Raw genomic sequence first — 24,118 nt, forward strand, 5'->3', positions numbered from 1 at the left:
GGTCCGAGGTCGCGGCGTCAGCCCTTCGTCCGTCCGCTCGTCCGTCAGAGGAGAGAACGTGCCCACCTACGCGTACCGGTGCGCCGACTGCGGCCACGTGTTCGACGTCCACCAGTCGTTCACCGACGACTCGCTGACCGTCTGCCCCGAGTGCGGCGGCCGGTTGCGCAAGCAGTTCGGCTCCGTCGGTGTGACGTTCAAGGGCTCGGGCTTCTACCGCACCGACTCGCGCAAGAGCTCGTCGGCGACCGCGCCGTCGTCCTCCTCGTCCTCGGCGCCGGCGTCCTCATCGTCGAGCACGTCATCGAGCACGTCGACCTCGGGCTCGTCAGGCTCGTCCTCGTCAGGCTCGTCGTCATCGGGCTCGTCGAGCTCAAGCAAGGCCGCGGCCTCCTGAGCGTGCGGGCCTGAGGCCGTCCCCAAGCCGCTGCCGCGCGACGCCGTCCACAGGCCTCGCCGCACCCGGGACAGCAGGAGGCGCGGGTCCGTAACGTGCCGGCCATGCCGGACCGCACCGCCCGCCGCTCCCCCGCCCTGAGCGGGGCCGCGCCTCGCGACCTCGCCCGCCGCCGCGCACGACGGCGCTGGCGCACCCTCGCCTGGCGGTCGCGCCACGTCGCCGCCGCCGTCTGCTGCGGCCTGGCGGCGGCCGTCGTCGTCCAGGCGCTGCGGCCCGCACCGCCCACCACCGTCGACGTCGTCGTCCCCGCCCACCGGCTCGCCGCCGGCGAGTCCCTCCGCCCCGACGACCTCACCACCCGCACCGTCCCGGCGGCGCTCGTCCCGGCCGACGTGCTGACCGACGCCGACGACGCCGTCGGGCGTGCGCCGGCCGTCGCCCTCCCCGCGGGGCTGCCCCTGCACCCGGACCTCCTGCCCGGGGGCGGCGCCGTGGCCCAGGCGCCCGACGGGACCGTCGTCGTGCCCGTCCGCCTGGACCAGGCGTCGGCGGGCTGGCTGCGGCCCGGCGACCGGGTGGACCTGCTCGCCCTCGGCGACGGCAGCGCCGAGGACACGGGCGGCGACGACGCCTACCTGGCCCGGCGCGCGCTCGTCCTGCCCGGCCCGGGCACGGATGACCACGACGCGCAGGGCGTCGGCGGGCTGCTCGGCGCGGGCAGCAGCGCCGGGGCCGTCGAGGTCACCCTCGTCGCCGTGTCGCCCGACGACGCGCCGCGCCTGTCGACGGCGTCCGGCTGGGGCACGATCGGGGCGGTCCTGGTGCGCTGAGGGCGGCAACCCCGTTGCGCCGCCGCCCGCGCGGGGCGAGAATCGCCCCCGGCACCACACCGCCGGCCCGCGGCGGGTCGCGAGGCCATCTCCCTGGGGGAAGACATGAAGAGCTTGATGTCCGGGTTCAAGGAATTCGTCATGCGGGGCAACGTCGTCGACCTCGCCGTCGGCATCGTCATCGGCACCGCGTTCACCGCCGTCGTCAGCGGTCTGCTCGACGGCATCATCAACCCGCTCATCGCGGCGATCTTCGGCCAGCCGGACATCTCGAACGTCATGACGTTCCCGATCAACAACGCGGTGTTCAGCATCGGGCTGTTTCTCAACGCCGTGCTGAACTTCCTCATCGTCGCCGCGGCGCTGTACTTCATCGTCGTCGCCCCGCTCAACCACCTCGCCGAGCGCCGGGCGCGCGGTCAGGAGGAGGAGCCGGAGCCGATGGACCAGAACGTCATCCTGCTGCAGGAGATCCGCGACCTGCTCGCCGCGCAGTCCACCGGCGGCCCGGGGGCCACCGGCTACACCGGAGGCTCCGGGCTCCCGCCGCGGCAGTAGCCCACTCCCGGCGAGACGAGCACCCGCCGGGCAGCCGGCCGGTGTCGCCCCGAGACGGCGGGGCGGCCCGGCCGCACCGTCACCAGTGCGGGGGCACGTCGCGTCGTAGCCGCTCGTCGTTGGAGCCGTGGCCGCCGCGCTCGTCCCTGGCCACGCCGGGCACCGACTCGCGCTCGGTGCCCTTGCGCACCGCGCGACGAGGGCCACGGCGCCGGGCGCCCACCGGTGTGGTGGCGGCCGTGCCCGCGTCCGACGGCGTCGGGGTCACCGGAGCGCGACGCTCCTCGGAAGACTGCTCGGGGGTACCCGCGTCGTGCTCGCTCACCCCGTCATTCTGCCCCCTGCGAGCCGCCCTCAGCGTGCGGCGGGCCCCGCCTCGTCCCCGTCCGTGACGGGCTCACCCTCCGGAGCCGACGGGGCGTCCGCCGTCCCGGCGACGGGTGCGTCGTTCGAGGGCCCGACGTCGAACAGCACGTTCTCGGGCTCGTCGCCAGGCACGTCCGGGTCGAGACCGTCCGTCGCCACCGACCCGCCCGCCGCGGGCGCGGCCACGGACGTGCCGACGTCCGTCGTCTCGCTCTCGAGCGCCAGGTCCAGCTCGGGCTGTGTCTCGGGCTGAGGCTCGGGGTCGAACTCGGGCTCCGGCTGAGTCGTCGGCTCCGGCTGGGTCACGGGTTCCGGCTGAGTCCCCGGTTCGGGCTGGTTCCCCGGCTCCGGTCGGGTCCCCGGCTCAGGCGCCGTGGAGCTCAGCGGCCCGGGCCTGTCCTCGGCCACGGGCGTCGCGTCGTCCGGCGCGACGACGTCCGGCGCGACGACGTCCGGCGCGATCGTGACGTCGTCGAGCGGGGTGTCGTCGACGTCGTCCTCGTCGGACAGCACGGGGACCACGACCTCCCGCGGAGGCACCACGCCGCCCGAGGTGCCGACGCGCTCGTCACGCACCCGCTGCACCAGCGTGCGCACCCGGTCCGCCTCGCCGTCCGGGTCGAGGAATGCCGCGGCGGACCAGACCTGCGTCACGACCCAGCCCAGCCGTTCGAGCCGCTCCGAGAGCTGGCGGTCGCGCACCCGCACGGACGGCTCGGCGACGTAGGCGGCGTCGTCGGTGAGCACCGCCACCAGCAGCTCGCCCGGGAGGTCCGGGTGCCCGACGACCAGCGGGATGTGCTCGCCGTCGGCGGTGCCGTAGTCCGTCTCGACGAGGTAGCCGAGCTTCCACAGCCGCTCCCCGAGGTCCACGAGGAGCCGGTCAGGAGCCCGCCCGACGTCGACCCCGTTGCCGAGCAGCACCTGGTCTGCGGCGCCCGACCGGCGTTCGGCGAGGTCGAGCACCTCGGCGAGCAGGCGAGGCCCCGCGCCGCGCAGCCGCTCGGGGTCGAGCACCTCGGCGCGGAAGCAGGAGACCACGTGCAGCCGGCGCCGGGTCGCGCCGAGCGCACCCAGGAGCATCGCCTCGCCGCCTGCCTCCCCGAGCACGCCGAAGCGGTGCAGCACGCGGCCGTGGGGCGTCCGGCCGAAGCCCACCGACAGCAGGATCGTGTCGCGCGACAGGCCGGCCACCCCGGTGATGTCCGCGACGACCACGGGCTCCGCGCGGGAACCGGAGAAGAACGGCGCGAGCGCGGGGTTCGTCCGCACCTCGGCGAGCAGCGCCTCGCGGACCCGGTCGGCGTGCGCGGCGGTCACCGTGACGACGGCGAACGTCTCCTCGGGGCGGGTGAGCGCGTGCTCGATCGACGCCTCGACGACGCGGTCCACCTCGGCCTGCGTGCTCTCGACCGTGCCGGACGCCGGATCGGGCATCCCGGTCCCGTCGACGACGTCGAGCCGCACCAGCTCTTCCGCACGGGGCAGCGGTGCCGGGCGCAGCAGGCCGTCGTACCCGTGGGCGGCGAGCAGCCGGGTCAGCTCCGGGTCACGACGGTTGTCGTGCGGCAGGAGCGTCACCATCGGCAGCAGCCCCGCCAGCTCCTGCACGCTCGACCCCGACGCGGAGCGCGGGTCCCCCACCACGACGACCTGGCGCCCGCGGGCGATCGCCGGCACCACGGAGGCCGCGGGCACGTGCTGGATCGCGTCGAGCACGACGAGGTCGACGGTGCGGTGCGCGGGCAGCAGGTGCGGCACGAGGGTCGGCGTCGCCATGAGTGCGGGCCGCAGCCGGCGCAGGACGGCGCCGTGCCGTTCGGAGAGCTCCCGCAGCGTCGTCATCCGACCCTCGATGAGCTCGGTGAACAGCGCCTCGGCCTCGTCCCGGTCCTCCCGCATCACCGTGCCCAGGTGGGCGCGCGCCGCGACCCGGACCGGCTGCGACAGCGCGGCCAGGTGCCGTCGGTCGAGGTCGCGGAACCGGCGGGCGAGCGCGTCGAGCCCCGCGCCGTCCTGCCCGACGAGCGCCGGGTCGGCCGCCAGGAGCTGCTCGAACACCGAGGACCACCAGGAGAGCTCGAGCTCCGCCGTGACGAGGTCTGCGGGGGCGCGACGGTCCGCGAGGTCGTCGACGAGGCCCCCGACGCCCAGCGCCCGGGCCCGCCTCACCAGGGCGGTGCGCTCGGGGAGCGTCTCCAGGGCATCCCGGTCGGTGGCGAGGCGCTGCAGCCGTTCGGCGAGCCCGTCGAGGTCGAGGTCGAGCAGGTGCCCCCCGAGCGTCGTCGGCGCCAGCACGGGCTCGAGCGCCTCGAGGTCGATGCGGACGGCCTCGTAGGTGTCCTCGATCGAGGCGAGCCCTTCCGGCAGCGTCGGCCAGCCGCCACGCTGTGCGTGCTCGGCCCAGACCTCCCGCTGCTCCGCGACCTGGACGAGCGCGGCGTGCAGGTCCGGCACGCGCACGCCGGGGCGCACCATGTCCTTCGCGCGCCGTCGCAGCCGGCGCCGCGCGACCCAGCCCATCTCGACGCCGCGCTCGGCGCGCCAGCGGCGCGACGCCGTCGCCTGCACCAGGTCGGTGGCCGTGCGCTCGAAGACCATCGGGTGGAACTGGTCGAGCGTGCCGCGCATCCCGCCGAGCATCGCGAGCTGTTCGCCCCACCCGCGCACGGTCGTCGGCGCCGTGAGCCCGGTGACCTCGGCCGTGTAGGCCAGCTGGCGGCGCAGCTGCGGCACGGTGATGTCGCGGAGCCGCTGCACGCGGACCATCGCCTGGCGCGCGTCGTCGTGGGTGAGCAGGTGCGCGCCGAACCACGGGGTCGACGACGGGCGCAGGGTGAACGCCCCAAGCTCCGCCGCCCGCACCAGGTCCGCCGCAACCTCGCGCCGGCGCTCGGCGTCCAGGGCGAGCACGGCCTCCGAGGGCAGGCGCACCGTCGTCGACGGTGCCGGCCGCTCCGACGTCAGCCGGGCGAGCGCCTGGAGCGCGTCGTAGGCGGAGACCTGCCACGGCGCCCGCCGCTCGTGCAGCGCGGTGATGTAGCCCGTGAGCTGGGACCGGGTGCCGATGAGGGCGTCGCGCACGCTCGCCGTGGCGTCCGCGTCGATGTGCTCGGGCTCGCTCGCCATCGCCGCCAGGAGACGGCGGGTGACGTCCTCGCGCCAGGTCGGCTGCGGCGGGACGTCGAGCAGCAGCGAGTCCAGACCCAGGTCGCCGAGCCGGAGCGCGAGCCGGTCGGCGGCCCGTCGGTGGCCCGTCACGTACAGCACCGAACGCCCGGCGGAAGCGGCCTCGCCGACGACGGCGGCGAGCGTCCCCGCGACGTCGGAACCGACCGGGGCGTCGACGAAGAAGTGACCACCCGTCGCCAGCGCGTCCAGCACGTGCCGCTGCTGCGGGTCGAGGTCGCCGACCCCACGCTCGCGGGTCGGGTCCGCGTCCCCGCGGCGCGCGGCCGGGATCTCGAGCCCGGCCAGCTCCTCGACGGCAGAGTCCACGCCGGCGAGCGCCGCGACCACCTCGTGCCGGTGCAGCGACGGGCCGAGCTCGTCGAGATCGTCCACCAGCACCTGGCCGGGGTGCACGAACGTGCCCACGAGCACGCGGCGGTCGAGGCCGAACCCGTCGAGGACCGCCTCCCCGAGGGCCGTGACCCGTGCGAGCACGTCCGTGGGGTCGAAGCCGGCGAGCGTGAACGTCGCCTTCGCGAGCGCCGCCGGGTCGAGGAGCGCACCGTGGGCACGCAGGGTGCGCGCCACCACCGGGTTGATCTCGACCGTCGGCTCGAGCGTCAGGTCGTAGTCCGCGCCGCCGTCCCCGCGCGGGGTGAGCGTGACCGGCCGGAGGACGACGGGCGCGTGGACGACCCGTCCCCGTGCCGGCTGGTCGCCGGCGTCCACGTCCACCGGCCGTGCCGGGACGGCGGGACGCGGCGCGGCGCCGCTCGGGTCGGGCGAGGACATGGAGACGACGGGGATGGACGTCGTGAGGGCGGGACCTTCGTCGTCGGGGGCCTGACCTCCGGGCTTCGCGGTGACCTGCGGCTCTCCGGTCCCGGACGCCTCCTGGCCGACGGCCGTGCCGCCCTCCCCGGCGCCGGTCGCAGGAGCAACGACCTCGGCGTCCGGGGCCGCGGTCAGGTCGTCCGCCGCGTCGGGCGCGCCGACGACCGCGGCGTCGGGGGGCGTCGTGCCGCGGCCGGGACCGGACGCGACGCGAGCGAGCGCCGCGACGTCGTTCCGCTGCGGGCCACCGCCACCGAACGGCACCTCGGGACCGTCCTCGTGCTCCACCCAGGTGGCCACACCGATCGCGAGGTACGTGGGCGCCAGTCCGTAGCGCGACGCGTGCTCGGCGGCTCGCGCGGCGACGGCGCGCGCCCGGCGGCGGGCGGCAGGGAGCGCGTCGGGCTCCCGCACCAGGTTGGACAGCCGGGTGGGACGACCTGCGAAGAGCTGTGCGACGCCCGACGGGTGCGCCGCCGACAGGTCGACGACCGCCTCGCCGAGCAGACCGACGTCCGACAACGACGACCCGCCGACCATCTCCACCAGCGAGGCACGCCAGCGGCGGGTGGCCGACTCGACGACGTCCGCCGGCGACGGCGCGCGGTGCGGTCCGGTCCCGGCACCCCGGGCGCCGGAGGACGGCCGCTGCCCGTTCCCGCCGCGCTCCGCCGGCTCGCCCTCGCGCACGACTCCCCCGCGCACGTCCCCCTCGGACACGTGCGAGGTCCCGTCCTCGGCACTGCCTCCGGCCACGGGGCCGGCGTGGTCGTCGGACGGGTCCGGGGCGGGGTGGACCGCTGTCGTGGCGGTAGATCGTCGGGCGGCTCTCACGCCAGCACGGTAGAACGCGGCGGGGCCCGCGCCGGGACGGCACGCCGAGGGCAACGAGAGCGGTCGGAGCCGCGCGGGTCCCGCGAACGGGCCGCAGAGCGCCGTCAGGACGAGTCGACGCCCCCTCGGCGGGGGGTCCGAAGGGGCGTCGCGACCGGGACGAACCCGGGAGTGGGCAGCGCGCACCGCGCAGGGGGCGGGCGATGCGCGCTGCCATCGTGAGTGTGCCCCCACGCCGGGTTCACGTCAATACCCGCGAGCGGGCTATCTCGCAACCCGAAGTGAAGGATCGTCATTTCCCTTGGTGAGCCCGGGCATCTAACCTCGATCCCTGTGCGTCGCCCCCTGAACCGACTGGTCGAAGCGGTCGCCCCCGCGCGCATGGGCGTCGGCTTCCGCTGGCTCGTGTCGGCAGCCTGGACCAGCAACATCGGCGACGGCATCGCCCTCGCGGCCGGCCCCCTGCTCGTGGCCTCCCAGACCGACTCGGCGTTCCTCGTCGCCCTCGCGGCCATGCTGCAACGGCTGCCCTGGCTGGTGTTCGGGCTCTGGGCCGGCGTGCTGGCCGACCGCCTGGACCGACGTCGGCTCATGATCGTGGCCAACCTGCTGCGGGCGGCCGTCGTGGGCGCCCTGACCGTCGTGATCGCCACGGGCCACGTGAACATCACCCTCGTGCTGGCGGCGATGCTGCTCATGGGCGTCGCCGAGGTGTTCGCCGACACCACCTCCCAGACGCTCCTGCCGATGCTGGTCCGCCCCGCCGACCTGGGCACCGGCAACGCCCGGTTCCAGGCCGGGTTCCTCACCGCCAACCAGCTGGTCGGGCCGCCGGTGGGCGCGTTCCTCTTCGCCGCAGGGATGGCGTGGCCGTTCGTCGTGCAGCTCGTGAGCGTGCTGCTCGCGGTGCTGCTCGTGAGCCGCATCGTGCTGCCTGCGCTGCCCGACGCCGGCCAGGTCGCCGGGGCTCGCGTCCGCGACGACATCACCGAGGGCCTGCGATGGATCTGGCGCAACCCGCCCGTGCGCACGCTCGCGCTGGTCGTGCTCGTGTTCAACCTGACCTGGGCCGCCCCGTGGGCGATCCTCGTGGTCTACTCCCTGGACCACCTGCACATGGGGCCTGTGGGGTACGGCCTGCTGACGACGGCGTCGGCGGTCGGGGGCCTTCTCGCCACCTTCTTCTACGGGCGGCTCGAGCGCCGGTTCTCCATGGCGACGCTGATGAAGGTCTGCCTCTCCCTCGAGGTGGTGTTCCACCTGGCGCTGGCCCTCGCCCCCTCGGGCTGGGCCGCCATCGTGATCATGTTCGTCTTCGGCGTCTACGCGTTCGTGTGGGGCACCGTGGCGAACACGGTGCGGCAGCGCGCCGTGCCCACGCGGTTCCAGGGCCGCGTCGGGTCGGTGTACATGATGTGCGTGTTCGGCGGCATCGTCGCGGGCAACGCGATCGGCGGGGTCCTCGCCGAGCAGTTCGGCCTGACGGCGCCCATGTGGTTCGGGTTCGTGGGCGCGGGGATCACGCTGCTGCTCGTCTGGAAGCAGCTCGCGCACATCGCGCACGCCAGGCCCACGGACGACCCGGCCGCCTGACGGCGCTACTCCCCCGTCGCGCCGTCGGCGAGCTCCCGTGCGACGTCGAGGTGCCCGGCGTGCCGCGCGTACTCCTGGAGCACGTGGAAGCAGATCCACGCCAGCGTGGGCGGGGCGCCGGCTTCATCACCGGAGGCTTCGGCGCCTGCGAACCGGCCCCCGACGGCGCCGCGCGCGGCCAGGTCGTGCGCCACCAGGATCTCGTGCGTCCGCTCGCCGCCCGCGAGCAGCGCGTCGACGAGCTCGTCGCGCCCGACGCCGTCCGGCACGTGCCACGCGGCGTGCGGGTCTCCGTCGACGTGGTCACGCCACGGCTCCTCGACCTGCTCGCCCAGGAACCCCCACACGAACCAGCGGCGCTCCATGTGCACCAGGTGCATCAGCAGCTCCAGCGGCGTCCAGCCCGACGGGAGCAGGCTCGTGGTGAGCTGGTCCGGCGTCAGCCCGTCCGTCTTGCGCACCACGGCGGAGCGGTAGAAGTCCAGGTACGCGGCGAACTGCGCCGCCGGGTCCGCGGAGTCCAGGCGAGGTTCGACGTCGGAGAGCGGCATGCCGGCAAACGTACCCGCGACCTTTCCTTTGCAGCATGCGCACGGCGAGCCGTGTGCACCACCCTCCTCGGGCGTCCTTCGATCAGGCGGCGGGCGCCCGACCTCCGGTTCCCACGTCGTCTGGGACCGTTTCACCGTCGCGGAGGCGACGGCCAGGGCGTTCCCATCGGTGGGCGTTGGTGACCGGGCCTTCTGCTTGACGGTCCCGGGCCTGGGCGTCCGCACCGTGGTGCGCCTCGGCCCAGGCGGCGAGGTTGGCCGCGGCGTTGCGGTCGCGGTCGATGACGAGCCCGCACGAGCGGCAGTCGTACGTCCGGACTGCCACCCCGCCCATGTGCTGTACCGAGCCACAGGCGGAGCACGTCTTGGACGACGGGAACCAGCGGTCCACCACCACCAGCTCTCCCCCGCGCCAGGCCTGCTTGTACGCCAGCTGGCGCCGGATGATCCCCCATCCGACGTCGTGGATGGCTTTGGCGAGGTGGGGGCTGCGCTCGAGCATCCCGGCGACGTTGAGGTCCTCGATCACCAGCCGGTCGTGTGTCTTGACCAGCCGGTTCGAGACCTCGTGCGCGTGCCGACGCCGGATCTCCGCGGTGCGGAAGTAATACTTGTTGAGGCGGTCAGCCGCCGCACGCCGGTTCTTGGAACCCTTGCGCTTGCGCGTCACGGCTCGGTGCAGCCACCTGCCCCGGCGTGCCGTCACGGTGAGCGTGCGCGGCCACTCCTCGATGCGGTCGACCTCCGTACCGTCGCTGCGGGCAGCGACGGCGAGTGCCTTGAGGCCGAGGTCGACGCCCACCCACGGTCCGGAAGCTTGGCCTTCGGGGTACCGACGCCCGGGGTGCAGGTCGGCGGCCTCGACGTTGAGCGACACCCACCACCGCCCCCTGCCGCGGCTCACGGTTGCGAAGAGGATCCTCGCCCGCCCCTTGCCCACCATGCGCCGCAGCCGGCGCGTGTCCTCCCGGACGCGGAGGTTCCCGACTCCCGGGATCCGCACGGTGCGCGGATGCTCGTCACCGAGCCGGATCGCCGGCCGGCCGCTCTTGGGGAACTGGTTGCGGATGCGGAACGACGGCCGCGCCGAGGACTTCTTCTTGAATCGAGGATGGCCGACCGGAGACCCGGCCCGCTCGCCCCGCCGGGACTCCGACCATGCGGCGAGCCCGCGGCCGAGATCGACCGCCGCCTCCTCGAAGACCTGCTGGTAGACCTCACGGCGCCAGACCAGGCCGGTCTGGACGACCTCGACCTCGCCCGACGGGTCGACGTTGAACACCCGTCCGGCGGCCTCAGACGCCTTCCATCGGTTGAAGGTCTTGATGAGGTCGAACCCCGTCCACGGCACCTTGGTCGCCGGATCGCGCTTCCATGCCTGCCGAGCATCGAGAACCAGACGCAGGCTCTGGTTGTAGGCGAACCGGGACGCGCCCACGTGCCGTTCGAGCACGCCGACCTGCTCGACCGTGGGGTCGAGGCAGAAGCGGAACGTCGTGAAGCGGACCATCGCGACGAACCATGCCAGGAGCCACTGACACTCCCACACCGACGACGTGCAGATTTTACTGATTATTGGCGAAGGTGCGCCTGGGCAGACTCGAACTGCCGACACCCGCTTTAGGAGAGCGGTGCTCTATCCGCTGAGCTACAGGCGCTCGCACCACTCAGACCAGGGCGCGAGCCGTTGCCGAGCTCGGGCCCGACAACAGACGCCGTACAGACTAGCGGCCCCGGCCGCGCAACCAGGAATCACACCCACGCCGCGGGGTCGGCGACGACGGACCGCAGCACCTCCCGCGCCCCACCGGTGAGCGCGGCCCGCTCCCCTGCCTGCGCGGCCCGCACGTCCAGCTCGACGAACGGCGCGGCGAGGACCCGCTCTCCCAGGGTCGCGACGACGTCGTCGCGCAACCAGGGCTCGAGGGTCGCGAACGCCCCACCCAGCACGACCGTCGGCACGCCGACGAGGTTGATGAAGTCCGCGAGCGCCGACCCCAGCGCGCGCGCCGCGCGCCGCGCCGCGCCGTTGGCCCCGCCGTCGTGCCCGAGCAGGAGCTCGACGAGCTCGGCGAGCGGGGCGTCGTCGGGCAGGTGCGCGGCCCGCATGACGGCTTCCTTGCCGGCGTACTGCTCGAGGCAGCCGAGCGCGCCGCAGGTGCAGCGCGGGCCGGCGGGGTCGACGACGACGTGCCCGATCTCGCCGTTCCAGCCGCGGTCGCCGAGGAAGAGCTGGCGGTCGACGACGATCGCGGCACCGACGCCGACGTCGCCGGAGACGTAGAGGAACGACGACGGCACGTCGCCGGCGAGCTCGGCGAGGGCGGCGAGCTTGGCCTCGTTGGCGACCTCGAGGGCGAGCGGCGTGCCGTCGGTGGCCCGCAGGTCGAGCAGGTCGCGCGGGTCGAGGGACGACCAGCCCAGGTTGGGCGCGACCTCGAGCCGCCCGTCGTGCGAGTCGACCAGGCCGGGCAGCGCGAGCCGCGCGCCCACGGCGCGCATCCCTGCCCCCTCGACGTCCGAGACGACGCCGTGCGCGATCTCGCGGAGCCGTCCGAGCACGTGACCCGGGTCGGAGTCGTGGAACGACCCCCGCTCGACGCGGTCGGCCACGACGTCGCCGGCGAGGTCGAGCACGCGCACGCCGAGGTAGTCGACGTTGACCTCGAGCCCGACCCCGACGACGGTCCGCCGGGCGGGCACCAGGGGGACGGCCGGGCGCCCGGCCCGCTGCGCGGCGACCGGGGGCAGCTCGGCGACGAGCCCGCCGGCGACGAGGCGGTCGACGAGGGTCGAGACGGTCGCGCGGGTCAGGCCGGTCGCGGCGGCGACGTCGGCGCGCGATGGTGGGACGGTGGCTTCGACGACGGCGGCCGCGACGAGTCGCAGGTTGCGCTCCCGCAGCGTGTGCTGGCGGGAGGCGGAGGGCGCGGGGCGCCCGGTCGGCGACGTCGTCGAGGTGGCTGGCACGTCTTGACTCTAGACCAGTCCCGCTGCAATAGTTCAGCCGTACAACAAAACGCCGCGGGGACGCGGCTCGAGCCCACGACGGGCACCGCACCTGCACGACTCGACGAGGAGAATCCCGTGAGCGACATCAAGTACTCCTTCGGCCTCTGGACCGTGGGCTGGCCCGCGAACGACCCGTTCGGCACCGCCACCCGCCCGGAGCTCGACCCCGCGGAGTCCATCCGCAAGCTCGCCGACCTGGGCGCGTGGGGCTTCACGTTCCACGACAACGACGCCTTCCCGTTCGGCGCCGAGGGTGCCGAGCGCCAGAAGCACATCGACGCGGTGAAGAAGGCCTCGCAGGAGACCGGCCTCGTCTGCGAGATGGTCACCACCAACACGTTCACGCACCCGATCTTCAAGGACGGCGCGTTCACGTCGAACAACCGCGCGGTGCGCCGCTACGGCCTGCGCAAGGTGCTGACGAACGTCGACCTCGCTGCCGAGATGGGCGCCTCGACGTTCGTCATGTGGGGCGGTCGCGAAGGCACGGAGTACGACAACTCCAAGGACCTGCACGCCGCCCACGCCCGCTACGCCGAGGGCATCGACACCGTCGCCGCGTACATCAAGGACAAGGGCTACGACCTGCGCGTCGCCCTCGAGCCCAAGCCGAACGAGCCCCGCGGCGACATCTTCCTGCCGAGCATCGGCCACGCGATCGCCCTCATCGACACGCTCGACAACGGCGACATCGTGGGCCTCAACCCGGAGACGGGCCACGAGCAGATGGCGGGCCTCAACTACACGCACGGCCTCGCGCTGGCGCTGTACGCGGGCAAGCTGTTCCACATCGACCTCAACGGTCAGCACGGTCCCAAGTACGACCAGGACCTCGTGTTCGGCCACGGCGACCTGCTGAGCGCGTTCTTCACGGTCGACATGCTCGAGAACGGCTTCCCGAACGGCGGCCCCCGCTACGAGGGTCCCCGCCACTTCGACTACAAGCCGAGCCGCACCGAGCACCTCGACGGCGTGTGGGAGTCGGCCAAGGCGAACATGGCCACCTACGACATGCTCGCCGCCAAGTCGAAGGCGTACCGCGAGGACCCCGAGGTGCAGAAGGCGTTCGAGCACGCCGGCATCTTCGAGCTGAACGAGCCGACGCTGGGCGCGGGCGAGTCGTTCGACGACTTCCTCGCGGACCGGTCCGCCTACGAGGACGTCGACGTCGACGCGGTCGCCGAGCGCGACTACGGTCTGGTGCGACTGCACCAGCTCGCGCTGACGCACCTCATCGGCTGACCAACCCCCCAGCGGTGAGCGGGCGTCTGGCCCTGTTCGTGCCCACGGACAGGGCCAGACGCCCCGCCCCCCCCCCCCCCGGGGGGGGGGGGGGGGGGGGGCGGGGGGCCCCCCCCCCCCCCCCCCCCCCCCCCCCGCCCACCACACTGAACGAGCCCGAGAAGGAAGCAACGATGCCCCTCGTCGCCGGCGTGGACACCTCCACGCAGTCCTGCAAGATCGTCGTCCGCGACGCCGAGACCGGCCGGCTCGTGCGCTCCGGCAGCGCGAAGCACCCGGACGGCACCGAGATCGACCCCCGGCACTGGTGGGACGCCTTCGACGCCGCAGCCCGGGACGCCGGCGGGCTGGACGACGTCGCCGCGCTCGCCGTCGGAGGGCAGCAGCACGGACTCGTCGCCCTCGACGCCCAGGGGCGGGTCGTCCGCGACGCCCTCCTGTGGAACGACACCCGCTCCGCCGCGGCCGCCGCAGACCTCGTGCGCGAGCTGGGCGACGGCGACGCGGACGCCGGCGCGCAGGCCTGGGCCGACGCCGTCGGCTCCGTCCTCGTCGCCTCGCTGACCGTCACCAAGCTGCGCTGGCTGCGCGACGCCGAGCCCGAGAACGCGGCGCGCGTCGCGGCCGTCGCGCTCCCCCACGACTGGCTGACGTGGCGCATCGCCGGCTACGGGCCCGAGGGCTCCTCGCCGCTCGGCCCGCAGCTCGACGCGCTCGTCACCGACCGCTCCGACGCGTCCGGCACGGGCTACTACGACGCGCAGGGTGCGGACGGCGCCGGCGAGTACCGCCGCGACCTGCTCCGCCTCGCCCTCGGTCGCGACGACGTCGTCCTGCCCCGGGTGCTCGGCCCGGCCGAGGCAGGCGGGCGGGCGCACCCCTCGGTCGCGGGCGCGGACGTCGACGGCGGCGCGCTGCTCGGCCCCGGCGCCGGGGACAACGCCGGCGCCTCCCTGGGCCTCGGCATGCAGACCGGGGACATCGCGATCTCGCTCGGCACGTCCGGCGTCGTCTCCGCCGTCGCACCTACGCGCACCGCGGACGGCAGCGGCGCGATCAACGGCTTCGCCGACGCCACGGGCAACGCCCTCATGCTGGCGGTCACGCTCAACGCGGCCCGCGTGCTCGACGCCGCCCGAGCGGTCCTCGACGTCGACGTCGACGAGCTGGCCCGCCTCGCCCTCGAGGCTCCCGCCGGGTCGGACGGGCTCGTGCTCGTGCCCTACCTCGAGGGCGAGCGCACCCCGAACCGCCCCGACGCCACCGGCACGCTGCACGGCATCCGCCTCGCGACGTCGACCCGCGCGCACCTCGCCCGCGCCCACGTCGAGGGCATGCTCTGCGGCCTCGCCGACGGCCTGGACGCGCTCCGCGCGCAGGGTGTGCCCGTCGAGCGGGTCATGCTCATCGGCGGCGCGGCCCAGTCCCCCGCCGTCCAGCAGGTCGCGACCCAGGTCTTCGGCCTGCCGATCGGCATCCCAGCGCCCGGCGAGTACGTGGCCGACGGCGCCGCGCGTCAGGCCGCCTGGGTCCTGGCCGCCGCGAGCGCCCCGGGAGCCGACGCGCCCTCGTGGTCCACGACGATCGCCCGGACGCTCGACGCCGACCCGCGGCCGGTGGTGCGCGAGCAGTACGCCGCCGTCCGCGACCTGGTCTGAGCCCGATGGGCCACCGCGACGACGTCGCCTCCGCCGTCGCCGAGCGAGCTCTCGCGGACCTGCAGCGCGACGCCCACTCCTTGGACGTCGCGCTGCACTCCGTCGAGGTGACGGTCGGCCGTGAGCCGGTGCTGCGCGCGGGCTGCGCTCCCGCCGGTCCGGACGCCCCGCACCGCATGTACTCCGTGTCCAAGACGGTCACGGGGCTGGCGGTCGGGCTCCTGGCCGCCGAAGGGGCGCTCGACCTCGACGACCCCGTGCTGAAGCACTTCGGCGACATGGCGCCCGTGCACCCGTGGCTTGAGGCCACCACCCTGCACCACATGCTGTCGATGCGCGGCCCGCACCGCTCGACGACGTTCAAGCGCGTCCCGGGCGGCTGGCTGGAGTCGTACTTCCGCGTGCCCCCGTCGCACGCCCCGGGGACGGTGTTCACCTACGACACGAGCGCCTCGTACACGCTCGCGGCGCTGGTGGAGCGGGTCACGGGCACGACGGTCGCCGACTACCTGCGCCCGCGCGTGCTCGACCCGATCGGGGTCTCGGCCGGGCTGCGGTTCCTGCCGAGCCCGGAGGGTGTCAGCCACGGCGGGTCTGGCCTGGTCTGCAGCCCGCACGACCTGCTCCTGCTCGCGCAGCTCATGCTCGACGGCGGCGTGCACGAGGGGCGATCGCTGCTGCCGGCGGACTACCTGGAGCGTGCCACGACGCCGCAGGCGAGCACCTCCCTGCTGACCTGGGGGTCGTCGCTGCGGCACGCGTACGGGTACCAGCTCTGGCTGCCGCCGCAGGGCGGGTGGGCGATGTTCGGCCTGGGCGGGCAGATCGTCTACGGCGACCCCGCGCGCGACCTCGCCGTCGTGGTCACCGCCGACACCCAGGCGTGCACCGGCGGCGACCAGCGCCTGATCGACCTCGTCCTGGGGGGCCTCCTGCCGGCGCTCACCGGCGCGACGCCGTCCGCGGTTCCCGATACCGCGCACGCGAACCCGTCCGCCACGGCGGCACCGGCTCGCACCGAGCTCGCCTGGCCGGCGCCGTCGCACGACCCGGCCCACGCCGTGGCGGCGTCAGGCCGGTGGGTGCGGCCCACGGGGGGCGTCGGGAACGACGAAGGCCCCGCAGAGATCGTCCTCGAGCTCGGGGACGGCGGCGGCCGGTTGCGCTCGTCGGACGGCTGGGACCTGCCGCTGCGCTTCGGCGAGCCCGCCCCGGCACGCCTGGACGGGGACCCGGCCGTGGTCACGGCGGGCTGGTCCTCGCCGAGCACGCTCGACGTGCGCGTGGCCGGGCTCGGCGACGAGCTCGCCACCGTCCGGGTGCGGTGCGTCCGGGCCGAGGACGGCAGCCTCACCGTGCAGTCCCAGGGGTTCGCGGAGACCATCGGGCCCGGCTGGACCTTCCACGGAACGTACTCCGCGGCGGCATAGCGGATCCTCGTGCCGCGGCGGGGACGCTGCCCGTCCCGGCACGAGGACCCGACCGCGAGGTCAGCCCTTGACGGAGCCGATGAGCGCGCCCTTGACGAAGAACCGCTGGATGAACGGGTAGACGATCAGCATCGGCAGCGTCGCCACGAAGATCACGGCCATCTTCACCGACTGCGCGGGCGGCACCACGTCCACGGAGTTCGCGTCCGCGTTGACGCCGCTGGCGACGATGACGATCTGGCGCAGCAGCACCTGGATGGGCCACTTCGACGAGTCGTTGATGTACAGGATCGCGTTCTGGTAGGTGTTCCAGTAGTACACGGCGTAGAACAGGCCGATGGTGGCGATGGACGCCAGCGAGAGCGGCAGCACGATGCGCCAGAACACGCCGAGGTCGGAGCAGCCGTCGATGCGCGCCGCCTCCTCGAGGCTGTCCGGGATCCCCTGGAAGAAGCTCCGCATGATGACGAAGTTGAAGGCGTTCACCGCCACCGGAAGGATCAGCGACCACAGCGAGTCGATGAGCCCGAGGCTGTTGACCACGATGAACGTGGGGATCATGCCACCGCTGAACAGCATGGTGAACACCACGAGGAAGTTGATCACCCGGCGCCCGCGCAGGTACCGCTTGGACAGCGCGTACGCCATGAGGGACGTGATCAGCAGGCTGACGAAGGTGCCGGCCACGGTGACGAACACCGAGACCCCCATGGCCCGGAAGATCGTGGACGTCGACAGGATGTACCGGTAGGCGTCCAGCGTGAGCTCGCGCGGGATCAGCACGAACGGGCGCGTGGCCAGCTCGCCCGGCGTCGCGAGCGAGCTGCCGAGCACGTTGAGGAACGGCAGCACGCAGATCAGGGCGAATCCGGTCAGGACGACGGCGTTCACGACCTGGAAGACGCGCATCCCCGGCGTCGTGCGGCGGACCGGGCGGACGCCGTCGGCGCTCGGGCGCGAGGCCCGCGGTGCGGCGACTGTCTTGCTCATCTCTTGCTCCCATGCTCGGGCAGGCGGTCGGGGACGGCGCGCAGGGCGAACAGCCCCGCGCCGCAGAAGAACAGGAAGGCCACCGGGTACAGCACGAGCTGGCTGCCGACCAGGCACACGAGACCGGCGGCGGCGAACCACCAGCCGGTGGCGCGGCGCGCCGGCCGACGACCCGCGACGTACAGGCCGATCGCGCCGAGCAGAAGCACGGTCACGAGCGTGAAGCCGAACCAGGCGCCGAGCGTGGCCGCCGCCTGGTAGGCCTCCGCCCGGGGCAGGTCGATCCCCACGGCGCGCAGCTCCGGGTACAGGGTGGCGAGGAACTGCGCCTCGTCAACCCGGTTCATCACGACGGCGAACCCGCCCAGGAACACCGTGGAGACGACCATGCCCGCCACGGCGAGCCAGCTCTCGACCGTGCGCCGCACCGGGGGCGCGGCCACGCCGACGCGGCCCCGGTCAGTCGTCGGCGCTGACAACGGTCACCTCCGTGACCCGCAGGCTCGGGCTGTCCTCGACGTGGAACCCGGGCCCGTCACAGCCCACGATGCGGATCCGCGAGAACACCGAGTCCGCGACGAAGCCCGCGTGGACGCCGTGGCGTGCCATCTCGTCGACGCCGTCCGCCATCGCCGGGTACCCGGCCACGGCGTCGGGCGCGAAGGACACCGCGACGTCGTCCAGGGTGACCTCCGCCAGGGGCTGCTCGGGCAGCCCGTACAGGTGCGCGGCGGCGGCGTGCACGTTGCGCGCCGTGATGTGCGACAGGTGGATGCGGCGGAACAGCGGCGTCCGGTCGTCCACCGGGTAGGCCGCGCGGTCGGCGACCCACGGCTCCTTGCCGTCCGGGCCGCAGAAGTAGAAGGGGTTGACGACGATCGGGCACATTACGTCGTCCATCACGACGTTCGTGACGCGCACGTCCTCGACCGTGCCGCCACGCCCTCGGCGCGACTTGACGCGGATGCCTCGGTCGGTGCCGGAGAAGACGCAGTCGCCGATGACGACGTTGCGCACGCCACCGCTCATCTCGCTGCCGATCACCACGCCGCCGTGGCCGTGCACCATGGTGCAGCCCGTGATGGTGATGTTCTCGCACGCGACCTTGCTGTCGGCACGCTCCGTGCCGGCCTTGATCGCGATGCAGTCGTCGCCGACGTCGATGTGGCAGTCGCTGATGCGCACGTTGCGGCACGACTCGGGGTCGATGCCGTCCGTGTTGGGCGAGTCCGGGGGGTTGACGATGCGGATCCCCGAGATGCTCACGTCCTCGCACAGCAGGGGGTGCACGGTCCAGGCGGGCGAGTCGGTCAGGGTGACGTCGCGGATCGTCACGCGCGTGCACTCGTGCAGGCCGACCAGCGTGGGCCGCGGGTACGCGAGCGCCGCCCGGTCCCGGGTGAACGTGTCCCACCAGGCCGCACCGCCGCCGTCGACCGTGCCCAGGCCGGTGATCGCGACGTCCGTCTCGCCGTGCGCGTACAGGCACGGCGAGTGGACCTCGACGGACGCGCCCTCCCAGCGGGCGGCGACGGCCGGGTAGAGGCCCGGGTCCGGCACGAACTCGAGCCGGGCGCCGGCCTCGAGGTGCAGCTCGACGTGGCTGCGCAGGCGCAGCGCCCCGGTGCGGTGCACGCCCGCGGGCACCACGACCCGGCCGCCGCCCGCGCTCGCGGCGTCGTCGATCCGCGCCTGGAGCGCGGCCGTCTCCAGCGTGTCGCTCGCGTCGGGCGCGAGGTCGGGAACGGTGGTGTCGATGGAGCGCACCTGTCACCTCGTGGTTCGAAGGGGGATGGGGAGGGTGCCGGCCGACCGTCGGCCGGCCGGCACCCGGTGTGGCCGACGGGTCAGCCGTTGACCTTGGCGTACGCCGCCGTGTACTCCTCGACGATCTTGTCGAGCCCCTGACCGCGCAGGTTCTCGATGACGGCCTCGTAGTCGGCCATCTCGATCTGCCCGGTGATGTACTGGTTGTAGGCGTCGTTGACCTGCTGCTCGATGGTCGACCACTGCCGCGTGAACGTCTCCGAGGTGAGGGACTGCGCCGGGTTCGTGACGACGTACTCCTCGTTCTCGAGCATCAGCGCGTTGCCCTCGTCCACGTACTCGGTGGTGCTCTTGTACGTGATGACCTTCTCCGACGGGCGCGACGACGCGAACGGCTGCACCTCCTGCTCCCAGGCGGTCTGGTCCTCGATCGTGACGACGCCCATCGCGTCGAGCGAGTAGTGCGTGTCCTCGATGCCGTTGGTCATGAGGGCGAAGGCCTCCTCGTCCATGAGCTTGTCGATGAACCCGAGCACGCGCTTGAGGTCGGCCTCGGACTCGACCTCGGACTTGGGGATGGCCAGCCAGCCGCCCATGCCACCGTTCGTGTCCGTGAGGATGCGGCGCTCGACGTCTCCGGCGGTGATGTCGTTGACGAGCGCCCACGACATCGGGGTCTCCGGGTCCGCGCTCTGGGCGAGGGCCATGTAGTTCTTCGCCTCGAACAGGCCGGTGACGACGATGCCGCCCTTGCCCTGGGCGATCGCGTCCTGCTGGTTCGACTTCTGGACGGTGACGAACTCCTGGTTCACCGCGCCGTCCTCGTAGACGCCGCGGTACCACTCCATGGCGTCCTTGTACGCGTCGGTGGTGAAGCTCGGCACGACCGTGCCGTCGGCGGCGACCTCGAACTGCTGGCCCGCGCCGAAGTAGCCGGCCAGGGAGCGGAAGCCGACGCGGAAGCTCTCCTCGCGGTCGATGAACCCGGTGGTGTCGTCCTTGCCGTTGCCGTCGGGGTCGTCATGGGTGAACGCGTGCGCCACCTTGGTGAGGTCCTCGATGGTGTGCGGCACCTCGAGGCCCAGGTTGTTCAGCCAGTCCTGGCGCACGACGACGCCGTAGCGGGCCTTGATCTTCTGGAACGGCACGCCGTACAGGTGGCCGTCGATGCGCGCGGACTCGAGGGTCTGCGGGTCCACCTTGGACAGGTTCGGGTAGTCGGCGAGGTACTTCTCGACGTCCCAGAACATGCCGGAGGTGAGGGCCTGACGCACGGTCGTGCTGTCGCCCTGCGTGAGGGAGACGATGTCGGCCAGCGTGCCGGAGGCGAGCGCCGCGTTGATCTTCTCCTCCTTCGACGCGTCGGGCACCCACTGCATCTCGAACTTCTCGCCCGTGTGCTCCTCGAGCGCCTTCTCGATGACGCCGTCCTTCTCCGGCGTCGTCGGCGTGTGGAGCATCGCCATCCAGGTGATCGGCTCGTCGGAGGCGGCGCCTTCGCCGCCCTCGCCCGTGCCGCCGCTGCACGCCGTGAGCGCGAGCGCGACGACGGCGGCCGATGCCGCGCCTGTGGTGAGCCTGCCGAACTTCCTCATGCTGTTTCCTCTCGTGACGACCATGGGTGTCCTGCTCCTTCGCAGGTGGTCAGGGAACTGCTGGTGCGGTGCGACGACCGGGTCGTCGACGTGTGGGGGCCTGCTGGCTGTCCGCCGCGCCCGGGCGTTCGGGTCGTTCTCCGGGCACGGCCCCGGGCTCGGTGCCGGGCTCGGTGCCGGGCTCGGTGCCGGGCTCGGCGAGGTCGCGGTACACGATTCGGGTGACGAGGCCGACGGCGCACGCCGGGATGCCGACCCCGAACAGGACGAGGAGCGGGAGCGCGAGCTGCCAGAGCGCCCAGTACGCGAGCCCGACGGCGGTGGCGCCGAGCACGGTCCAGTGGAGCGAGCCGAACCCGAGCAGCAGCGCCGCGGCGAGCTGGCGCCGGACGGTGACGACGTCCGTGGCCACCATGACCGGATAGACGTACGAGGCGGCGACGCCCAGGACGGCGAGCGCGACCACGTTGAGGGCCTGGACGTACCAGCTCGGCGAGCTGAAGACGTTGGTGAGGATCACGGCGGCGGCGCCGAGCAGGACCCAGCTCACCGCCATCGCGGGGAGGGAACCCTCGCGGGCGTACCGCCAGAACGTGCGGGCGGGCGGCGGCGTCTCGCCGTACCGGAACCACCGGTCGACGTACCTCGCCAGCGCGTACGACGCCGGGCCGATGCCCACCACCACCAGGCCGAGCACCGTCGTCGCGACCCAGAGCAGGTTGAGGTACGCGACCCGGTAGACGCCCACCAGGAACGTGTTGATCCGCACGAAACCCTCGAAGGAGAACACGTCAGTAGACGCCTTCCTCGCCGAACTTCTTCGCGAGCCGGTTGGCCATGATCACCAGGAGCAGCCCGACGAGCCCCTTGAAGAATCCGACGGCGGCGGCGTAGCTGAGCTGACCGTTCTGGATGCCCGCCGTGAACACGTAGGTGTCGAAGATCTCGCCCACCTCGCGGTTCAGGGAGTTCATCACGAGGAACATGTGCTCGAAGCCGAGCTCCAGGAAGTCGCCGATGGCGAGGATGAACATGACGATGATCGTGGGGCGGATCGCGGGGAGCGTGATGTGCCAGGTCTGGCGCAGCCGCCCGGCGCCGTCGAGCTCCGAGGCCTCGTAGAGCTGCATGTCGACGGCGGTCATCGCGGCGAGGTAGACGATCGTGCCCCAGCCCGCGCCCTTCCAGATCTCCTGGAAGACGTACATCGGCCGCAGCCAGTCGGGATCGGTGAGGAACGGGATCGGCTGACCGCCGGCCTCGACGATGAGGTTGTTGACCGCGCCGCCGTCGGTGGAGAGCAGCACGTAGAAGATCGAGACGACGATGACCCACGACATGAAGTGCGGCAGGTAGATGACCGTCTGCACGCTGCGCTTGAACGACCGCGTGCGGACCTCGTTGAGCAGGAGCGCCAGGATGATGGGCACCGGGAAGGCGAAGACGAGCAGCAGCAGCGAGACCGCCACCGTGTTGCCGAGCAGCTGCAGGAACGTGGTCTCCGTGAAGAACCGCACGAAGTGGTCGAAGCCGACCCACGGGCTGCCGCCGATCCCCAGGAACGGCAAGTAGTCCTGGAACGCGATGACCAGCCCGCCCATGGGCGCGTACTTGAAGACCAGGAAGTACAGGATGCCCGGCACGGCCATCAGGTACAGCGCCCGGTGCTTGCCCAGCGCCGAGCGTCGCTTGCGCGGCGGCGCCGGGTCGCCCGCCCGGACGGCGGCCCGCGGAGGTGCTGCGGCCACGGCTGCGGTCGCCGCGCTCATCCCACCGCTCCGGCGTCGTTCGTTACCACCATTGGTATGCCCTTCACTTGCTCGTCGTCGAGCGATCCCGGACCGGTCCCGTGACCTTTCCGGTAACCGGTTTCCCGCGAACGTACAGGACCGGGCGCCACTCGGGCAAGCGCCTTCCACGCATCGATGCGGAACCGTTTCCTGCGGCCGGTCGAAGCCCGCGCGGGCAGCGGCACCCGCGCGCGTCAGGCGTGGACGTCAGGCGTGGACGTCAGGCGTGGGCGCCGACGGAGATCTCCCCGAACGTCAGCTCCGGCGTCACCCCGAGGACGGCGGCCACCCGGTCCACCTGCTCCTCGACCGCTCGTCGGCGCGCCGCGGCGGGCGTCTCGAACATCTCGACGGTGATGCGCACCCGCGTCCCCGCCAGCCGCTGGTGCCAGACCCCGGCCACCACGCCGTCCACGAGGACGACCGGGAAGTTGCCGGCCTGTCCGCCCGCGAGCGCCCGCTCGGACGCCCGGCCCGGGAAGATCCACGCGCGCGGCTGACTGCCGATGCCGTAGGCGTCGAACAGCGTGAGCAGCCGCACCTCACCGCGGCGTGGCTCGGCGTCGGAGGCGGCGGCCAGCCGCAGGCACGCGGCGCCCGCGCGGTCCACGCGTTCCAGCCGAGGGTCGGCCCCCGCCTGCGAGAACAGCTCCGCGGCCCGTGCCGGACGGATCGAGAGCCATCTCGCAAGCTCTGCCGCGGTCGCCGGCCCGTACGCGGCCAGGTAGTCGTGCAGGAGGTCGAGCGCGGCCGCCACGCCCGGGCGCGGGTCGAACGCGGGCAACCAGGTCCGTGGGCTGGTGTACGTCACCTTCCGGCCCCGGAGCCGGCCGAAGCAGAGGACGCCGCGGTGGCCCGCCGTCCCGATCAGCTGGCGCCACCGCGGCCAGAACCCGCTGAAGGCGGGCATCACCAGGTCGCCCGCCCACGGGCCGGTCGCGCCGACGACGGCCTCGTCGAGCTCGTCGACGGTCAGCTCCGCGCCGGCGAGCGCCGTCCCGATCGCCGCCAGGACGGCCTCCTGCTGGTCGCCCGTGAGCCGAGCGGCCCGCGACGGGACGGGCCCGGACGCGCCGATCCAGCCCATCGCCCCCACCCACCGGGTCAGCCCGCCCGCGGAGAGCAGGTGCACCGTCCCGCGCGGGCCGTGCGCCTTCACGAGCGTGCGCTCGACCTCGAGCGCACGGCGGACGTCGGCGCGGGTCACGCCGTCGGCCCGCAGCCCTACCGAGGTCTCGCCGGCGACCATCACCTGGGCGTGGGCGCCCACCATCGCGTCGACGACGGCGGTCATCGCCGCCGTGCCGTCGTCGTGCACCGGCTCCGGGTCGAGCAGGCGGTGCGTCGCGAGCCGCCGGGCGAGCACCCGGTCCCAGTCCGCGGGTCGCTCCGCGGCGTCGGCCACGTCCGGTCGCACCGTCATCCGACCCCCTCGCACTCGTGTCGCCCCAGGCTAGGGGTGGTCACCGACACGGCCGCCCGGGCAGCCGCACGGGC

At 73.4% G+C, this 24,118-nt stretch carries 19 protein-coding genes, 1 tRNA gene and 1 pseudogene; 7 read left to right on the forward strand and 14 right to left on the reverse strand.

Annotated features, from left to right (window positions below; translation table 11 throughout):
• Positions 1-58: 58 nt before the first annotated feature.
• Positions 59-199: pseudogene (locus tag LEP48_RS18745) on the forward strand (FmdB family zinc ribbon protein); the annotation flags it as partial.
• A 14-nt stretch (positions 200-213) separates the two neighbouring features.
• Here LEP48_RS18745 and LEP48_RS18750 read toward each other — a convergent pair.
• On the reverse strand, positions 214-381 hold the full coding sequence (locus tag LEP48_RS18750; RefSeq protein WP_308009988.1) for a hypothetical protein: 168 nt from the start codon (positions 379-381) through the stop codon (positions 214-216).
• Positions 382-501: 120 nt separating this feature from the next.
• Between LEP48_RS18750 and cpaB the strand changes: the two genes are divergently transcribed.
• Together cpaB and mscL are read left to right on the forward strand one after the other, a co-directional pair.
• On the forward strand, positions 502-1,230 hold the full coding sequence (cpaB, locus tag LEP48_RS06245; protein ID WP_225564712.1) for a Flp pilus assembly protein CpaB: 729 nt from the start codon (positions 502-504) through the stop codon (positions 1,228-1,230).
• Positions 1,231-1,335: 105 nt separating this feature from the next.
• Positions 1,336-1,788, forward strand: a complete 453-nt coding sequence (gene mscL / locus LEP48_RS06250) for a large conductance mechanosensitive channel protein MscL (RefSeq protein ID WP_225564713.1) — start codon at positions 1,336-1,338, stop codon at positions 1,786-1,788.
• Between the two features lie 79 nt (positions 1,789-1,867).
• On the opposite strand, the gene LEP48_RS06255 is transcribed toward mscL, so the two are convergent.
• Positions 1,868-2,113, reverse strand: coding sequence for a hypothetical protein (locus LEP48_RS06255; RefSeq protein ID WP_225564714.1), 246 nt, complete (start codon positions 2,111-2,113; stop codon positions 1,868-1,870).
• Between the two features lie 29 nt (positions 2,114-2,142).
• Positions 2,143-6,699, reverse strand: coding sequence for a hypothetical protein (locus LEP48_RS06260; RefSeq protein ID WP_422723807.1), 4,557 nt, complete (start codon positions 6,697-6,699; stop codon positions 2,143-2,145).
• A 675-nt stretch (positions 6,700-7,374) separates the two neighbouring features.
• On the opposite strand from LEP48_RS06260, the gene LEP48_RS06265 reads away from it, so the two are divergent.
• A complete protein-coding gene (locus LEP48_RS06265; RefSeq protein ID WP_422723808.1) occupies positions 7,375-8,586 on the forward strand; it encodes an MFS transporter in 1,212 nt (403 codons plus the stop codon).
• Positions 8,587-8,591: 5 nt separating this feature from the next.
• Here the strand turns inward: LEP48_RS06265 and LEP48_RS06270 are convergent, their stop codons facing one another.
• The 4 genes from LEP48_RS06270 to LEP48_RS06285 form a co-directional block, all read right to left on the reverse strand.
• A complete protein-coding gene (locus tag LEP48_RS06270) occupies positions 8,592-9,137 on the reverse strand; it encodes a mycothiol transferase (RefSeq protein ID WP_225564716.1) in 546 nt (181 codons plus the stop codon).
• Between the two features lie 82 nt (positions 9,138-9,219).
• Positions 9,220-10,686 (reverse strand): RNA-guided endonuclease TnpB family protein, encoded by a 1,467-nt coding sequence (locus LEP48_RS06275; protein WP_225564717.1) that lies wholly within the window; start codon positions 10,684-10,686, stop codon positions 9,220-9,222.
• Between the two features lie 36 nt (positions 10,687-10,722).
• Positions 10,723-10,795, reverse strand: a tRNA-Arg gene (locus tag LEP48_RS06280).
• Between the two features lie 94 nt (positions 10,796-10,889).
• Positions 10,890-12,107 carry an ROK family transcriptional regulator gene (locus LEP48_RS06285; RefSeq protein WP_225564718.1) on the reverse strand — a complete coding sequence of 406 codons (1,218 nt, stop codon included), beginning with the start codon at positions 12,105-12,107 and terminating at the stop codon, positions 10,890-10,892.
• Positions 12,108-12,224: 117 nt separating this feature from the next.
• On the opposite strand from LEP48_RS06285, the gene xylA reads away from it, so the two are divergent.
• The 3 genes from xylA (at position 12,225) to LEP48_RS06300 (ending at position 16,479) form a co-directional block, all read left to right on the forward strand.
• Positions 12,225-13,391 (forward strand): xylose isomerase, encoded by a 1,167-nt coding sequence (gene xylA / locus LEP48_RS06290; RefSeq protein WP_225564719.1) that lies wholly within the window; start codon positions 12,225-12,227, stop codon positions 13,389-13,391.
• Between the two features lie 173 nt (positions 13,392-13,564).
• Complete coding sequence (locus LEP48_RS06295) at positions 13,565-15,049, forward strand: FGGY family carbohydrate kinase (RefSeq protein ID WP_225564720.1); 1,485 nt, start codon at positions 13,565-13,567, stop codon at positions 15,047-15,049.
• A gap of 5 nt (positions 15,050-15,054) precedes the next feature.
• Positions 15,055-16,479, forward strand: coding sequence for a serine hydrolase domain-containing protein (locus LEP48_RS06300; protein ID WP_225564721.1), 1,425 nt, complete (start codon positions 15,055-15,057; stop codon positions 16,477-16,479).
• A gap of 60 nt (positions 16,480-16,539) precedes the next feature.
• Here the strand turns inward: LEP48_RS06300 and LEP48_RS06305 are convergent, their stop codons facing one another.
• The 7 genes from LEP48_RS06305 to LEP48_RS06335 form a co-directional block, all read right to left on the reverse strand.
• Positions 16,540-17,469, reverse strand: a complete 930-nt coding sequence (locus LEP48_RS06305) for a carbohydrate ABC transporter permease (protein ID WP_255640746.1) — start codon at positions 17,467-17,469, stop codon at positions 16,540-16,542.
• On the reverse strand, positions 17,466-17,948 hold the full coding sequence (locus LEP48_RS06310; RefSeq protein WP_225564722.1) for a hypothetical protein: 483 nt from the start codon (positions 17,946-17,948) through the stop codon (positions 17,466-17,468). The genes LEP48_RS06305 and LEP48_RS06310 overlap by 4 nt, the downstream gene beginning before the upstream one ends.
• Positions 17,929-19,236 carry a glycoside hydrolase family 28 protein gene (locus LEP48_RS06315; RefSeq protein ID WP_225564723.1) on the reverse strand — a complete coding sequence of 436 codons (1,308 nt, stop codon included), beginning with the start codon at positions 19,234-19,236 and terminating at the stop codon, positions 17,929-17,931. Before LEP48_RS06315 ends, LEP48_RS06310 begins: the two co-directional genes overlap by 20 nt.
• Positions 19,237-19,316: 80 nt before the next feature.
• Positions 19,317-20,831, reverse strand: coding sequence for an extracellular solute-binding protein (locus LEP48_RS06320; protein WP_225564724.1), 1,515 nt, complete (start codon positions 20,829-20,831; stop codon positions 19,317-19,319).
• A gap of 49 nt (positions 20,832-20,880) precedes the next feature.
• The gene (locus LEP48_RS06325; RefSeq protein WP_225564725.1) at positions 20,881-21,621 is read right to left on the reverse strand and encodes a YesL family protein; all 741 of its coding nucleotides are present in this window, start codon (positions 21,619-21,621) and stop codon (positions 20,881-20,883) included.
• A 1-nt stretch (position 21,622) separates the two neighbouring features.
• On the reverse strand, positions 21,623-22,600 hold the full coding sequence (locus LEP48_RS06330; protein WP_304608326.1) for an ABC transporter permease: 978 nt from the start codon (positions 22,598-22,600) through the stop codon (positions 21,623-21,625).
• Positions 22,601-22,841: 241 nt separating this feature from the next.
• The gene (locus LEP48_RS06335) at positions 22,842-24,044 is read right to left on the reverse strand and encodes a winged helix DNA-binding domain-containing protein (protein WP_225564726.1); all 1,203 of its coding nucleotides are present in this window, start codon (positions 24,042-24,044) and stop codon (positions 22,842-22,844) included.
• Positions 24,045-24,118 lie beyond the last annotated feature (74 nt).

This window comes from Isoptericola luteus, from assembly GCF_020297055.1.
Taxonomy (GTDB): Bacteria; Actinomycetota; Actinomycetes; order Actinomycetales; family Cellulomonadaceae; genus Isoptericola; species Isoptericola luteus.